The following is a 14,633-nucleotide window of genomic DNA, read 5'->3' as shown; positions in this document are numbered from 1 at the left end:
CAAATGAGTTTAAGAAATTAATTGAGGAACGTACCGAAGGCAGATATACAGTAACAATTTACGGAAACGAGCAGCTTGCAGCTGGCGATCAGACAAAGGGTGTTGAAATGTTATTCAACGGCACAACAGACGTTGATCTTCATTCTTCCATGATTATTTCTAACGTAGTACCTGAATTATCAGTAATCAGTATGCCTTGGATTTTCCCTAATGGCTATGACAGCGTAGATGAGTACATTTTCAACGACGGGTCTACCGGTTCTGAATTTATTAAAAAAGCAGTTGAAGCTAAGGGTGCTCATGTAGTTGGTATTGGTGAAAATGGTTTCCGTCAGATTACAAACAACAAGCGTCCTATTACATCAGCAGCTGATATGTCTATGCTGAAGGTTAGAGTACCTGCGATTTCTTTATTGGTTGATGTATTTAAGGCTTTAGGTGCAGACCCTACACAGATGCCTTTTGGTGAAGTATTTACAGCTTTACAGCAGGGTGCAATTGATGGTCAGGAAAATCCTTATGACACAATAAGATCTGCAAAGATTCAAGAAGTTCAGAAATATATGACTATTTGGAATTACTGCTACGATCCAATTATCTTGAGCGTAAGCGGTAATATCTGGAATAAATTAAGCGACGAAGATAAGGCTATCTTTGACGCAGCTGGTAAAGAAGCATGTGCAACACAGGTAGCAGCTTCCAGAGATATGGATGCTAAAATTATTGAAGAATTTAAGGGCATCGGTGTAGAAGTTAACGAATTATCTCCCGAAGCAATTGAAGAAATGAAGGCTGTTGTTGCTCCAATTTACGATGATTACAGAACACAGTATGGTGACGAAGCATTTGCGGCATTTGGCTACAAATTTCAATAATTAAACCGTTTTATTATAATTATTAACCTGTAGTGTCGAGAGGGCAGGTAGACACACCGTCCTTGCCCTCTCTTTTTACTGCAAAATGTGCAAATTAACTTCAGAAAACAGTAATCTATTTGGAATTTTACATAAATACATAAAAAACAAAAGAAAAAGATGCGCTAAAAGATTTTTTTGATGTTCAACTTATTTTTTAGAAGCAATCAAGTTATTTGGCGTGTATTAAAAATAAAGAACGAAAGAAAGGTGGAGAAAGATGAAATTGCTTGGCAAAATACTTGATTATTTTGAAGAGACGCTCATCATTATTATGATGTCGTATATGGCAATTATGAACTTCCTCAACGTTGTGTTTAGATATTGTTTTGCGAGTTCTTTCTCTTTTACAGAAGAGTTGACAGTTACAGTATTTGTATGGGTAACAATGTTGGGTGTTGCGGCTGGCTTTAAAAGATATTCACACTTAGGTATGAGCTTTGTTGTTGATTTATTTCATGGTAAAGCAAAATCTATGTTTGCGTTATTTGGTGCGGTTTGCAGCTTGATTTTTATGATACTTGTTTTTTACTTTGGTATTGTAATGGTACAGGGGCAGATGGCTATGGGTTCAACCACTCCTGTATTAAGAATGCCTCAGGCGGTTCAGGGGCTTTCTATGCCTGTTGGTGCAGTATTTGTTATCATTCGTATTATACAGGCTAGTTATGTACAGGTGAAAGGCTTGTGGAATGAAGGGAAAGAAGGGGGTGCAAAGGCATGATGACTTTAATTCTTTTTGGGTTATTCTTCCTGCTCGTATTTCTCAATGTGCCCATTGCAATTTCTCTTGGTTTAGCGGCATCAGTAGGCTTGATGTACGGACAATTCCCTCTTTCCGTTATTCCTGGCATTTTATACTCCGGAACGGCCAAATTTACATTGCTTGCAATCCCATTTTTCATTTTAGCTGGTAGTATTATGGAGTATGCTGGTATTTCTAAGCGTTTGATTACTTTTGCAAATGCTTGTGTTGGACACAGAAAAGGTGGTTTAATGGCAGTTGTAGTTATCGTTGCATGCTTCTTTGCTGCGATTTCAGGCTCAGGCCCTGCCACTGTTGCTGCAATTGGCCCTGTTTTGATCCCTGCAATGGTAAAAGCTGGCTACGGTAAAAATATGCCTGCTGCGTTGGTTAGTGCTTCCGGTGCAATCGGTATCATTATTCCTCCCAGTATTGCATATGTAGTTTATGCTTCTTGTACTGATGTTTCTGTTGGTGCGTTGTTTACCGCAGGTATTATTCCTGGTGTTATTGTAGGTGTTGCTTATTATATGGCAGCTGCCTGGGATTCCAGAGGAAACAAGGAAATCATCCCTCAGCCTAAAATGAGTAGCAAAGATAGATGGATTGCTTTTAAAGATGCTTTCTGGGGGCTAATGACGCCTGTTATTATCTTGGGTGGTATTTACGCAGGTGTTTTCACACCTACTGAGGCTGCTGGTATTGCCGTAATTTATGGCTTGATTGTAGGTATCTTTATTTACAAAGAAATTAAACTGAAAGATTTATATCATATTTTTATGGAATCCGCTGTATCATCAGCTACTGTAATGTTTATCATTGGTGCTGCTGCTGTATTTGCATGGATTTTGACTACAAGTCAGATTGCAAGCCAGTTATCTCAGATGGTACTTGCGATAAGTGACAACAAATATATAATCTTACTGTTAATTAATATTATTTTCCTGATTGCAGGTTGCTTCCTTGATGCAAACTCTGCATTCTATATCCTGTTACCTATCATTGTTCCTGTTTTGAATGCAATTGATGTAAGTCTGCTTCATGCAGGTGTGTTCTTAACAATAAACATGGCAATCGGTATGATTACACCTCCTGTTGGTATCAACCTTTATGTTGGATGTAACGTGGCAGAAATTCCAGTTGCGGATATTTGCAGAAAGATTATTCCTTTCCTCATTGCAGGTATCTTAGCTCTGTTCTTATTAACATTTGTTCCTGAAATTTCTTTGTTCTTACCAAGGATGATTGGTCAGATTTAAGATAGCTAGTTTTAGGGGTGCTGTTGGAAACAGCAGCACCTAATATAAATAAATACTTAAGATAAAAATAAATATAATTTACCACAGATAATTGGCTTATAAGAAACGACAGATAATTGGCTTATAAGAAACGACAGATAATTGGCTTTTGAGAAACGACAGATAATTGGCTTATGAGAAACGACAGATAAATGACTTTCAAGAAAAGATAGACAACAAAGATAGTTGGCCGTAAAAATGACGGCTTTTCATTCGCCACTTGCTTGTATTACAGGTGATAGAGGTTGATGTATAACAGACATGACAAGTTACAAGTGGCAAGATTAGAATTAAGAGCAATGCAAAATAACATAATATATATTACTAAAAACTTAAGAAAAGGGTGATTTCATTGGCTAAGAAGAAATATTCAAAAGAAATGCTCGTTGATTTGTATCGCATGATGATTCGTATCAGAGCATTTGAAACAAGAGCGGCTGAATGCTTCACAAAGGGAATGCTTGCAGGTAATATTCATCTGTGTATTGGTCAAGAGGCTGTAGCAGCTGGTGCTTGCTATGCCTTGGAAAAAGAAGATTACATGGCAACAACACACAGAGGTCATGGACATACAATTGCAAAAGGTGGGCAGTTAGATAAAATGCTTGCTGAGTTGTTCGGTAAGAAAACAGGATACTGCAACGGAAAAGGTGGTTCCATGCATATTGCTGATGTTGAAGGTTTGCATCATTTAGGTGCAAATGGTATTGTTGGTGCCGGCATTCCCATAGCTACAGGTTCTGCTTTGGCTTCGAAGGTTTTGGGAGACAAGCATGTTACATTGTGCTTCTTTGGTGACAGCGCATCAAACCAAGGTACTTTTCATGAAGCGGTGAATATGGCGGCAGCTTGGAAGCTTCCTGTTGTATTTCTTTGCGAAAATAATCAGTATGGTGTATCTACAAACATTCATTCAGTAACAAATACAGAAACAATTGCAGTTCGAGCAAAAGGCTATGATATCCCCGGAACTACAGTAGATGGCAACGATCCTGTTGTTGTTTATGAAGCAGTAAAAGAGGCAGTGGACTTCGCTAGAGCAGGCAATGGCCCTTCTATCGTTGAATGTATCACATACCGTCATCAAGGACACTATTGCGGAGACCCTGCTAACTATCGTCCCGCTGAATATATGGAAAACGCACACAAAGATGATGGCATTCCTAACATGAGAGCAAGATTATTAGACGAAAAAGTTGCAACGGAAGAGGAACTGGTTACCGTTGAAGAAGAAGTAAAGGCAGAGATGGATGCAGCTTACGAATTCTCTGTGAATTCCGAATATCCCGATCCTTCCGAAGCTACAACAGACGTTTATAGCTCTGATAATGAAAGGAGTGTTATAAGATGAGTAAGAAATTAAGCATCAGCAAAGCAATTGGTGAAGCTTTGCATGAAGAAATGGCAAGAGATGAAAATGTAATTATTCTTGGCGAAGATATGGGAAAGATGGGTAATGTTTTCGGCATCACCGTAGGTTTCCAAAAGGAATTTGGCGAACACAGAGTATATGATACACCAATTTCTGAATCCGGCTTTTGCGGTATGGCAGTTGGTGCGGCAATGAGAGGTATTCGCCCTGTTGTAGAATTGATGTATGATGATTTTATTATGGTTGCTGCTGACCCTATTTTGAATCAAGCGGCAAAAATGAGATATATGACTGGCGGTCAGGCAACAGTACCTATGGTACTAAGACTGCCAATGGGTGCAGGAAGAAGAAACGCAGGACAGCATTCTCAGTGCTTGGAAAATATTTTCTGTCACACACCAGGTTTGAAAGTTGTTGCACCTTCCACAGCGGCTGATGCCAAGGGTCTTTTGAAATCCGCAGTGCGTGATGATGATCCTGTTATGTTTATGGAACATAAGCTGTTATATGCGAAAAAAGAAGAATTACCTGAAGGCGAATACACAATTCCTTTGGGCGTTGCTAATGTTAAAAAAGAAGGAACCGATTTGACCATAATCACATGGAGCCGTCAAGTATACTTTGCATTGGAAGCTGCCGAGGAATTGGCAAAAGAGGGTATTCATGTTGAAGTCCTTGACCTTCGTACATTGGTTCCTTTGGATTGGGATGCAATAGTAAAATCTGTATCAAAGACACATAATGTGATTGTTCTTTCAGAAGAAGTGAAAAGAGGCAGCTATGCAGGTGAAATTTCTGCACAGATTGCAGAAGAATTATTTGATGAATTAGATGCACCGGTAGAACGTGTTTGTGGCCTGAATATTGTTTCTCCGTTCAGCCCAACACTGGAGGATGAAAACTTCCCTCACCCTGCAGACATTGTAAAAGCAGTGAAAAAAGTTTTGAATAAGTAATTAAAGGAGGGAAAGTCATGGCTTTTGAAGTAAAGATGCCTCAGCTGGGCCTTACCATGGAAGAAGGTACCGTTACCAGATGGGTGAAAAAAGAAGGCGAAGCGGTGAAAGCCGGCGACGTTATTGTTGAAATTACAACAGATAAATTGACAAGCGAAGTAGAAAGCGAATTTGACGGAACAGTGTTAAAAATCGTTGCACAAGAAGGGGAAGATATTCCTGTAAAAGGCTTGTTGGCATATATTGGTGAACCTGGAGAAGCGGTGGGCAGTGCAGAAGAGGCACCGGCAGTAGCACCTGTGGAAGCTGCAGCACCTGTTGTGGCGGCACCTATGGCGGCAGTAGCAGTTACAGCTGGTGGCAGAGTTCGTATCTCTCCTTTGGCTAGAAAAACGGCAGCAAAAATGGGCGTTGATTACACAAACGTTAAAGGTTCCGGTCCAGCAGGACGTATTGTTCAAAAGGATATTTTAACAGCAGCCCAGACTACATCTACTGCGGCGGCACCAGTTGCGGCGCCTGCGCCCGTAGCTGCATCTGCACCTGTGGTTACATCTGGCTCCATTGAATTAATGGAAGGCGACGAAGTTGTAAAATTAGCGGGCATGAGAAAAGTTGTTGCAGAACGTATGGCACAATCTCGCAGAGAAATCCCTAGTGTAACACAGAACGTGAAGATTGATGTTACAAACTTAATGAAATTCCGCAAGCAAATTAACGCAGATCTAGGCGTAAAATATTCCGTAAATGATTTTATTTTGAAGGCTGTTGCAAAGGCTTTGAAAAACAACAAGCACATCCTTGTTACTTTGGATGGAGATAAAATTATTAAGCGTGCTCATGTGAATGTTGGCATGGCAGTTGCCTTGGATGAGGGCTTAATTGTTCCTGTTTTGAAGGACATTGATAAAATGAGCCTTGAAGAAATTTCTGCTACAGCAAAAGATTTGGCAGAAAGAGCGAGAACAAACAAGCTTGGTATGGATGAATATAAGGGTTCTACTTTCTCCATTTCAAATCTTGGCATGTTTGGCGTAGAAACCTTCGACCCGATTGTGAATCAGCCGGATTCCGGTATTTTGGGCGTATGCGCAGTACAGGATGAGTTGGTAATGGATGATGAGGGCAATATCTCTAAAAGACAATTTATGAGAATTTCCTTCACATTTGACCATAGACTGATTGATGGTGCAACAGCTGCCAAGTTTGAATTGGCAATCAAAGAGCTGTTGGAAAACCCTATGAAAATTTTACTTTAATTCGATATAGTCTGTTTTTTGCATGATGACTAAAGATAAAATGCTAATATTAGCATAAAACTACAAAAGAAAAGGAAAAGGGTTTCGGCTCCTTTCAAAAAAACCAAAGTAGACGCCTTTATAGTAACTCTACCCGAAATACTGCAAATCTAGTATTTTTATTATCCCAAACCTCTATAAAGCACACGTCTATTGGGAGGTCCTCCTTAACGCAGGTTCTGCCTAAGGAGGACTTTTCAAAATTTTGCCGAATAATAACCCTTTTAAAAAAAGAAATAGTCTGTACAAATGGGTACGAAATAGATTAGGAGGAATTCAAATGGCAGTAGAGGTAAAAATGCCTCAGCTTGGTTTGACCATGGAAGAAGGCACTATTTCCAAGTGGATCAAAAAAGAAGGCGATACCGTTAAGGTTGGTGATATTCTTGTAGAGATCACCACAGATAAATTGACCAGTGAAGTAGCCAGCGAAGAGGAAGGCACGCTGATCAAAATAGTTGCAGAAGAAGGCAAGGATGTACCTGTAAAGGGAATTTTGGCATATATAGGACAAGCAGGCGAAGTGGTTGGCGGTGCAACTCCAGCGGTGGCACCTCAGGTTGCATCTGCACCTAAAAAAGAGGGTAAAACAACAATTGCGGTTATCGGCGGTGGCCCAGGTGGCTATGTGGCGGCAATTCGCGCTGCACAGCTTGGTGGCGAGGTAACTTTAATTGAAAAGAATAAGTTGGGTGGTACCTGCTTAAATGTTGGTTGTATCCCCACAAAGGTTCTTTTGCATTCCGCAGAAGCTTTGGCTGAGGCAAAGGAAATGGCTGAGTTGGGCATTAATGTGGAAGTAAAAGGTGTAGACTGGAGCAAGGTTCAGGCGAAGAAAAATGCAGTGACAAATCAATTGGTCAGCGGTGTAAGCGGCTTAATGAAGGCAAATAAAATCAAGGTGATTGAGGGTGTTGCATCTTTTGCTTCCAAGGATACGTTATCAATTACCAAGAAAGATGGCTCCAAAGAAAACTTAACTTTCGACAAAATTATTATTGCTGCTGGCTCTGTACCTGCCGTACCTCCAATTCCCGGGGTAAAGGAAAATGCGAATTGTGTGGATTCCACCGGAGCCCTTTCCTTCGATACAGTGCCCAAGAGCTTATTGGTAATCGGCGGTGGTGTTATTGGTATTGAGCTGGCAACAGCATATTCTCGTTTTGGCACAGAGGTTACGGTTGTGGAAGCAATGAGCAAGCTTTTGCCGATGATGGATGGTGAATTGACGGCCCAGCTTCGCAAAATGATGGAAACAAGAGGCATCAAGATTATGACAGATGCCAAGGTCCAGTCTGTTGAAGCAGCAGGCGCAGTCACAAAAGTAAATGTTGAAGTTAGTGGAAAGGTAGAAGCTTTTACAGCTGAAAAGGTATTGGTTGCTGTAGGCAGAAGAACAGATACTGAGGCTTTAAATCTGGATGGGGTTGGCATTACCCATGATAGAGGTCGCATTTCGGTAAATGACAAAATGGAAACGAGCGTTGCCAATGTTTATGCAATTGGAGATTGCTTAGGCAAAGTTATGCTTGCTCATGTTGCATCTGCTCAGGGTGAAATTGCTGCTGAAAATGCATTGGGTGAGGACGCTATTTATGACGGAACAACAAATCCTTCCTGTGTTTATACAGATCCTGAATTTGCAGGGGTTGGTTTGACTGAAGAAAAAGCCAAGGAATTGGGCATCGATTTCCAGGTTGGTAAATTCCCGCTGATGGCAAATGGTAAGTCACTGATTATGAATGGTGGCGTGGGCATGATTAAATTCATTATCGGTAAGGAATATAAAGAGGTATTGGGCGTTCATATCCTTGGACCAAGAGCTACAGATTTGATTGGGGAATGTGCTTTAGCCATCGGCATGGAAGCAACAGTGGAAGATATTTTTGCCACAATTCACGCACATCCTACGGTAACTGAGGCAGTAAGGGAAGCAGCGTTAGCAGCTGAAAAAAGAGCAATTCATATTCCCAATAAATAATTAGGAGGAAGCGATATGAAAAAGCTTGGTTTTATTGGAATGGGCATCATGGGTCTTCCCATGGCGACAAATATTTTGAAAAAAAGCGGCCGACCTGTAATTGGTTTTGATGTGATGGAAACCTCTAGAGAAAAATTTGCGGAGGTCGGCGGAATTGCAACGGGGGACGCAAAGGCGATATATGAAAATTGCGAGATTATTTTCTTGTGCCTTCCCAAAAATGAATTAGTTGAAAGCGTTGTAAATGACATTATTACCCAGGGTAAAAAGGGTACCATTATTGTTGATTTTAGCTCTACTTTCCCCGGTGTAATTCGCAAGCTTTACCCTGAGGTGAAGGCAGCAGGAATGTCTTTAATTGATTCTCCAGTCAGTGGTGGTGAAACGGGAGCCATTGCAGGCACTCTGGTTGTTATGTGTGGTGGGGAACAGGATGTTTTTGAGGAAGTAGAGGATTTGATTGCTTGTGTTGGAAGCAGAGTTACCTATATGGGTTCTTCTGGTTGTGGTGATGTTGCCAAGCTTGCCAATAATATGATTGTTGGGTGCAATTTGATTGCGGTTTCTGAAGCGTTTGCTTTTGCGGTAAAGGCAGGCTTAGACCCAGAGGTATTATTTCATGCAATCAAGGACGGCTTTGCCCAGAATGCGGTGATGGATTTAAAGGTACCTAAAATTATCAGTAGAGATTTTAGTGCCAGTGCCAGAATTGCAGTGCATCAAAAGGACATGAAAAATGCAACAAAGCTTGCGGAGGATATGGGAGTAGAAATACCCATGTCGACCCTTGTTTTAAACTACATGAACAGAATGGATGAGGCTGGCTTAATTAATGAGGATCAGTGCGCACTTGTGAAAATGTTTGAGCAAGATATGGGCATTGAAGTAAAGTAATTAAAGTTTGCGACACACGAAAGATGAATCTTCAAAGGCGAGGTTTGAAAGGAGTAATAGTATGATTTCAACTGCACAGGGAAACATTAAAAGAATCGTTGCTGCGAGAATGAGCCCCGGTGAGGATGTACTTTTAGGGCTTGAAAAAATCTGTAAGGACTACGGTATCAAAGATGGTGTTATTTTGAGCGGTATCGGGAGTTTGGATGGTGCACAGTTCTTTAATCCAGTTCCGTTGAAGGATAAGAAGGCAGGTTACGGCTACGGTGATCCTATCATTTTGCGAGGAGCCATTGAATTGGTGGGGCTGTCCGGCATGATTTGCCATGATGACAAGGGGGAAACCTTGTTGCATGTCCATTACAGCTTATCTGACCAGTATGGTACAGGCCATGGTGGTCATTTGATTGAAGGAAATAAGGTGCTTATGACGGTTGATGTGGTTATTGCAGAAGTGGATGGCATCGAAATGGGCAGAGGATATGACGAGGATTTGGAAGTATTCATTTTTGCCCCTAAGCAGAAATAAGCAGGACATATAATATATTGGGAGACATTGGGCGGGATTATAACCGCTTGTGCAGAATACAATTAAATTCTGAGTTGATTGATTTTTTAAGAATGAAAAGGAAGTGGTTTTTTATTCCTTTCAGTTAAAATTTAGGGCGATGTTCTGATGACCTGTTAAGAAGCTCTGCAGTAAATGGTAAAGAAAAATGCCGATTCTCAGAGACTTCTTTGCCAATATGCTTTTCCCCTCTGAAAATGTTTTATAGCGTTTTCATTCAAATTGGTCTTACTTATAAAGGGTAAGTGGGTATAGACAGCGCCCCAAATTTTCAATCATTTGATCATATTGCGAAAACAAATGACTCTTAATACCAAGTGACCTAAAAGATCCTGGTTTTATGCAGATGAGCAAAGCCTATTTCAAAGTGTTATTTGGGAAACGCTATATTAAAAGAACTTTTACGACTGTTTGAGGCGGCTTTTTAGCCGCCTTTCTTATAAAAATAATAAAGAGGATTTGGAGGATGTTTTATGGAACAAAAAAGCTATGCCGTTTTGGTATCTAACGCCGGCGTGATTGTGTTTCATAAAGGAGTTAGGATATTATTAGATGGGCTTTATAAGGATTTGGGAAAGAATTTTACAGATTTGCCTGTATGGGCTTGGGAATTAATGAAAAAAGGGAAGGGAGAATTAGCAAATGTGGATTATTTGCTTTTTTCACATTCTCACTATGACCACTATTATACGCCATATTTTATGGAGTATATGGCTGCAAACAAGGTTAAGGGAATTTGTTTTCCGCCTGTTGACGATACCCACGGTCTAGCGGCGGCAGAAGTAGAATTTTCCGATAGAAGAATAACCTTTAATATAAACAACGAGGCAGATTTAGAACAGGGAATTAAGCTAAAGGTTTTTACCACGAGACATGTGGATAAAAAGTACTATGATATTCCAAACCAATGCTTTCGATTGGATTTAGATGGTGTTAGACTAGCTTTTTTATCTGATGTAGATTATTATGAAGAAGAGTTTGCGAAGGAAATGGATTTTTGTGCGGATATTGCTTTTGTAACGCCTATTTTTTTTAATCATCCAAAGGGAAGAAGAATTTTGCGTGAAATCATGAAAGTGAAAAAAGTGATTATTTATCATTTGCCGTCACCTGATGACGACCGCTTTATGTATTATAAAATGGCACAAAGAGATGTGGAAAAGTATAGAGAAGAAGGGGAAGAAATTTTAATTTGGAATCAAAGTGGGCAAAACCTGTCCTTTTAAGAAAGAAGGGGTTTATGGGTGGAAAATCTTATATTTGCTTTTAATGCAGTAGCACCATCCTTTAGTATAGTTATTTTTGGATATATGCTAAGACGCAAGGGTGTTTTGACAGAAGACTTTATTTCGAAGGGGAATGCCTTATGTTTTAATGTGTTATTTCCGTTGTTAGTTTTTTTTAATTTATATGATGCTAAAAACATTGATTTTACTTATCTTAAGATTATCTTTTTTTGCATTGGTGTAATTTTAGTTTCCGTTGGAGTCATGACGCAGTTGATACCTAAATTTGTAAAAGATCGCCGTAAAATTGGCGTTATAATACAGTGTATGTACAGAGGGAACTTTATGCTGTACGGTTTGCCCTTTTCCAAAAGTCTGGGAGGTGCCCAAAGTGTGGCGCTGTCGACATCAATTATGGCGGCCACGCTACCTATTCTAAATACTATGGGTGTGTTTGTTTATTCAGCTTTTTCAGATATGGGTGAGAGGCCCAGTACAAAAAAAGCCTTTCTGAATGCACTGAAAAATCCGATTATATGGGGCGTCATTATAGGAATGTTATTTTACCTCTTGAAACTACCTATGCCCGTTTTTTTACACACTGCAGGAGGAGATATTGCTAAAATGGCAACACCACTGGCTTTCCTTTTTCTGGGGGGACAGTTTGAATTTCACTCTGCCAAGAAAAATTTGAAACCACTGGCTGCTGGCTTGATTACTAAATTAGTAATTATGCCTATTGTTTTTTTATTCCCAGCTGTTTATTTTCTTGGATTGAGAGGAACAGAATTAATTCCTGTTTTTATTTTTGTTTCGGCGCCTACCGCAATTACAAATTACCAAATGGCCATACAATTTGATGCGGATTATGAATTGGCTGGGGATTTTTTGATTTATTCCATGATTTTTTCGGCATTTACACTCTTCTTTTTTATTTATATTCTTAGGGGGCTTGGACTTATATAGGATGATCTGCGAGGCATATCAGATAAGGTGAAATCCTTAACACTTTATTTACGTTTCTTTTGGATCTTTCTTGTATATAATTAACTCATAACATAGATGAAACATTTTTAATATATGTTTCCATAAATAAATCGACGAAAGTCCCTCTTCCGTTGGTTTATTAAGGGAAAGGGTGTTAAAGCCTTATCCCACTCCCAAATTCGACTGCCGAAAGGCAGTTGTTTTTTTTATGCCCAAAAGGTAAGTTATGAAAATTAATATAAAAGAGCAGAAACTATTTGAAAGAAAACTTTATGAAATTTAATTATTGGTTGTGATAGCATATTACTAAGTAAATAGCTGGCTACAAATAGTTTTGTAACGCAGAGTTAAGATTTTTATATTTCAGTTGTTGGATTTTGTATGAATATGTAGCTGTTTAGGGTTTTTTGTAAGTCTGGACAAAGGGAACATCACTCCGTGGTATAGTGATAGCATGGTAATTTTGGAAATCTTTAAAAATGGGGAAATTCTTTCCTGTATCCTTTTAGCGGTTTTTTGAGAAAATATCTGAGAGGTGAGAAAAATGGCTAAAGCAGGTATGAGAAGACCAAATCCAGAAGAACCCCACGGAACAGAGAGCAACCACAAGACGAAATTTCCTAAAAATGATGCACCCCCTGTTCCTGAAATTCAGGGGAAAGCAAAACATGGACATGAAAAAGCCGGTAGAATCAATTAACTTTATTGCAACACAACAGGATTTTTTGTTGAGGTGATCTTATGGAAAAAAATCAGAAAAAACAACAAGAACAAAGAAGTAAAAATAAATTTAACAATGAAACAATGTCTCAAAAGGTTCAGAACCAAAATGATACCCATAACTCAGTAAAAGAGGGAATGGGTCCAAACACCAAAAGATAAAAATAGGGCATCCAAGTGGATGCCCTATTTTTAATGGATGGGCAGAGTATTTGATACTCCCCTTAGAAAGGCTTTCCATCCTAGGTGTTCTTTTATAGTATATGCTTTTTTGCAGTTAGGGACATTCCAAGGGGTGGTTTTACAAGTTTTATAAAGTGTGTATATGGGTGTGTAGAATTTTTTACCTCAGAGGAAAAATATAATTAAGAATTATTTTTGAGAAAAAGTATTTTTTAATTCGTCTGGGGAGAGAGGGTGGTATTTTTAATGCCAAAATGGGATAAAAAAGGCATACCACAATATGAAAATAATGAGATGGTGGAAGATCTGATGCATAATTATTTTAAAATGTGCAAAGGAGAGCCGTTACGAGATGAGAATGGGAGTGTGATTTATCAAAAGAATGGAGAGCCCACTATGGTTGGAGCAAAGCCCCCGACTGTTTCGGGTGTTGCTTGCGCGCTTGGGTTTTTAAGCAGAAAAGATTTTTTAGAATACAAGGGGAAATATGCCCAGGTTGTTGCTCAGGCCAGGCTGACGCTAGAGGCGTATGCTGAGGAACGACTGTATGATAAGGATGGATTACAGGGGGCGAAATTCACACTAACCAATAATTTTCAAGGGTGGGCTGATAAAACGAGAGAAGACTATGATATACAAATTTACGAGAAGTTAGATGGCATTTTGGAGGGGATAAACAATGCAGCTAAGCAGTAAGCAAAAGGAATACTGGAATGATGCCAACTGCCGCTGGAATATCAAATCGGGGGCAACACGTTCAGGTAAGACATATTTGGATTATTACATAATTCCCAGAAGAATTCGAGCGGTAAGAGGTAAAGCGGGTCTTGTAGTTATTTTGGGTAATACGAAAGGAACACTGCAAAGAAATATTATTGAACCATTACAGAGAATTTTTACGTCTGCACTTGTCTCAGATATTCGCGCAGATAACACTGCAATGCTATTCGGAGAAAAATGTTATTGCTTAGGGGCGGGCAGAGAGAATCAAGTTGACAGAATACGTGGAGCAAGCATCAAATATTGCTATGGTGATGAGATAGTAACTTGGCATGAAGATGTTTTTCAGATGCTAAAAAGCAGACTGGACAAGCCCTACAGCTGTTTTGACGGAACTTGCAATCCGGAAAGTCCCAACCATTGGTTTTATAAGTTTCTACAAAGTGATGCAGACATTTATATGCAAAATTATATTTTGGAAGACAATCCATTTTTAAGCAAGGATTTTGTAGAAAACTTAAAAAAAGAATACAGGGGTACCGTTTTATATGATAGATACATATTAGGAAAATGGGCACTGGCAGAAGGACTGATTTATAAGGAGTTCGCAGATAATCCTGAAAAATATATGGTTTCTAAGGAGGAATTGCCCAAGAGTTTTGACTATATTGGAATTGGACACGATTTTGGAGGGAACAAATCAAACCACGCTTTTGTAGCTACAGGAGTTTCTTTTGATAACCATGTATACAAATTGCGGGCAAAGAGCAT

The 14,633-nt window shown here is 39.4% G+C and carries 15 protein-coding genes; all 15 read left to right on the top strand.

The window, feature by feature from the left end; translation table 11 throughout:
• On the top strand, nucleotides 1–875 hold an 875-nt coding region (locus RTK36_RS09800; protein WP_312046639.1), incomplete at its 5' end, for a DctP family TRAP transporter solute-binding subunit.
• Nucleotides 876–1,134: 259 nt separating this feature from the next.
• A complete protein-coding gene (locus tag RTK36_RS09795; protein ID WP_312046638.1) occupies nucleotides 1,135–1,638 on the top strand; it encodes a TRAP transporter small permease in 504 nt (167 codons plus the stop codon).
• Nucleotides 1,635–2,918 carry a TRAP transporter large permease gene (locus RTK36_RS09790; protein ID WP_312046637.1) on the top strand — a complete coding sequence of 428 codons (1,284 nt, stop codon included), beginning with the start codon at nucleotides 1,635–1,637 and terminating at the stop codon, nucleotides 2,916–2,918. Before RTK36_RS09795 ends, RTK36_RS09790 begins: the two co-directional genes overlap by 4 nt.
• Nucleotides 2,919–3,309: 391 nt before the next feature.
• Nucleotides 3,310–4,308, top strand: a complete 999-nt coding sequence (locus tag RTK36_RS09785) for a thiamine pyrophosphate-dependent dehydrogenase E1 component subunit alpha (RefSeq protein ID WP_331655010.1) — start codon at nucleotides 3,310–3,312, stop codon at nucleotides 4,306–4,308.
• Nucleotides 4,305–5,285 (top strand): alpha-ketoacid dehydrogenase subunit beta, encoded by a 981-nt coding sequence (locus RTK36_RS09780; RefSeq protein ID WP_312046636.1) that lies wholly within the window; start codon nucleotides 4,305–4,307, stop codon nucleotides 5,283–5,285. Before RTK36_RS09785 ends, RTK36_RS09780 begins: the two co-directional genes overlap by 4 nt.
• 17 nt (nucleotides 5,286–5,302) lie before the next feature.
• On the top strand, nucleotides 5,303–6,544 hold the full coding sequence (locus RTK36_RS09775; protein WP_312046635.1) for a dihydrolipoamide acetyltransferase family protein: 1,242 nt from the start codon (nucleotides 5,303–5,305) through the stop codon (nucleotides 6,542–6,544).
• A 319-nt stretch (nucleotides 6,545–6,863) separates the two neighbouring features.
• Nucleotides 6,864–8,564 (top strand): dihydrolipoyl dehydrogenase, encoded by a 1,701-nt coding sequence (lpdA, locus tag RTK36_RS09770; protein WP_312046634.1) that lies wholly within the window; start codon nucleotides 6,864–6,866, stop codon nucleotides 8,562–8,564.
• 15 nt (nucleotides 8,565–8,579) lie between these two features.
• Complete coding sequence (locus RTK36_RS09765; protein WP_312046633.1) at nucleotides 8,580–9,458, top strand: NAD(P)-dependent oxidoreductase; 879 nt, start codon at nucleotides 8,580–8,582, stop codon at nucleotides 9,456–9,458.
• 61 nt (nucleotides 9,459–9,519) lie between these two features.
• Nucleotides 9,520–9,987 (top strand): PPC domain-containing DNA-binding protein, encoded by a 468-nt coding sequence (locus RTK36_RS09760; RefSeq protein ID WP_312046632.1) that lies wholly within the window; start codon nucleotides 9,520–9,522, stop codon nucleotides 9,985–9,987.
• Between the two features lie 512 nt (nucleotides 9,988–10,499).
• Nucleotides 10,500–11,252, top strand: coding sequence for an MBL fold metallo-hydrolase (locus RTK36_RS09755; RefSeq protein ID WP_312046631.1), 753 nt, complete (start codon nucleotides 10,500–10,502; stop codon nucleotides 11,250–11,252).
• Nucleotides 11,253–11,270: 18 nt separating this feature from the next.
• Nucleotides 11,271–12,218, top strand: coding sequence for an AEC family transporter (locus RTK36_RS09750; protein ID WP_312046629.1), 948 nt, complete (start codon nucleotides 11,271–11,273; stop codon nucleotides 12,216–12,218).
• Between the two features lie 565 nt (nucleotides 12,219–12,783).
• Complete coding sequence (locus RTK36_RS09745) at nucleotides 12,784–12,939, top strand: hypothetical protein (RefSeq protein ID WP_200777681.1); 156 nt, start codon at nucleotides 12,784–12,786, stop codon at nucleotides 12,937–12,939.
• Between the two features lie 41 nt (nucleotides 12,940–12,980).
• Nucleotides 12,981–13,121, top strand: coding sequence for a hypothetical protein (locus RTK36_RS09740; RefSeq protein WP_312046626.1), 141 nt, complete (start codon nucleotides 12,981–12,983; stop codon nucleotides 13,119–13,121).
• Nucleotides 13,122–13,388: 267 nt separating this feature from the next.
• Nucleotides 13,389–13,838 (top strand): terminase small subunit, encoded by a 450-nt coding sequence (locus tag RTK36_RS09735; RefSeq protein WP_312046624.1) that lies wholly within the window; start codon nucleotides 13,389–13,391, stop codon nucleotides 13,836–13,838.
• Nucleotides 13,822–14,633: terminase large subunit domain-containing protein (locus tag RTK36_RS09730; protein WP_312046623.1), on the top strand; the 812-nt coding region annotated here is incomplete at its 3' end. The genes RTK36_RS09735 and RTK36_RS09730, both read left to right, overlap by 17 nt.

It is taken from the genome of Anaerotignum sp., from assembly GCF_031981185.1.
Taxonomy (GTDB): Bacteria; Bacillota; Clostridia; order Lachnospirales; family Anaerotignaceae; genus Chakrabartyella.
Note: the sequence above shows the minus strand (reverse complement) of the source record. Positions and strands in the feature narration are given on the sequence as shown.

Coding starts and splice junctions, on each gene's coding strand:
- RTK36_RS09795 (WP_312046638.1), top strand. CDS start 1,135: ATGAAATTGCTTGGCAAAATACTTGATTATTTTGAAGAGACGCTCATC.
- RTK36_RS09790 (WP_312046637.1), top strand. CDS start 1,635: ATGATGACTTTAATTCTTTTTGGGTTATTCTTCCTGCTCGTATTTCTC.
- RTK36_RS09780 (WP_312046636.1), top strand. CDS start 4,305: ATGAGTAAGAAATTAAGCATCAGCAAAGCAATTGGTGAAGCTTTGCAT.
- RTK36_RS09775 (WP_312046635.1), top strand. CDS start 5,303: ATGGCTTTTGAAGTAAAGATGCCTCAGCTGGGCCTTACCATGGAAGAA.
- lpdA (WP_312046634.1), top strand. CDS start 6,864: ATGGCAGTAGAGGTAAAAATGCCTCAGCTTGGTTTGACCATGGAAGAA.
- RTK36_RS09765 (WP_312046633.1), top strand. CDS start 8,580: ATGAAAAAGCTTGGTTTTATTGGAATGGGCATCATGGGTCTTCCCATG.
- RTK36_RS09760 (WP_312046632.1), top strand. CDS start 9,520: ATGATTTCAACTGCACAGGGAAACATTAAAAGAATCGTTGCTGCGAGA.
- RTK36_RS09755 (WP_312046631.1), top strand. CDS start 10,500: ATGGAACAAAAAAGCTATGCCGTTTTGGTATCTAACGCCGGCGTGATT.
- RTK36_RS09745 (WP_200777681.1), top strand. CDS start 12,784: ATGGCTAAAGCAGGTATGAGAAGACCAAATCCAGAAGAACCCCACGGA.
- RTK36_RS09740 (WP_312046626.1), top strand. CDS start 12,981: ATGGAAAAAAATCAGAAAAAACAACAAGAACAAAGAAGTAAAAATAAA.
- RTK36_RS09735 (WP_312046624.1), top strand. CDS start 13,389: ATGCCAAAATGGGATAAAAAAGGCATACCACAATATGAAAATAATGAG.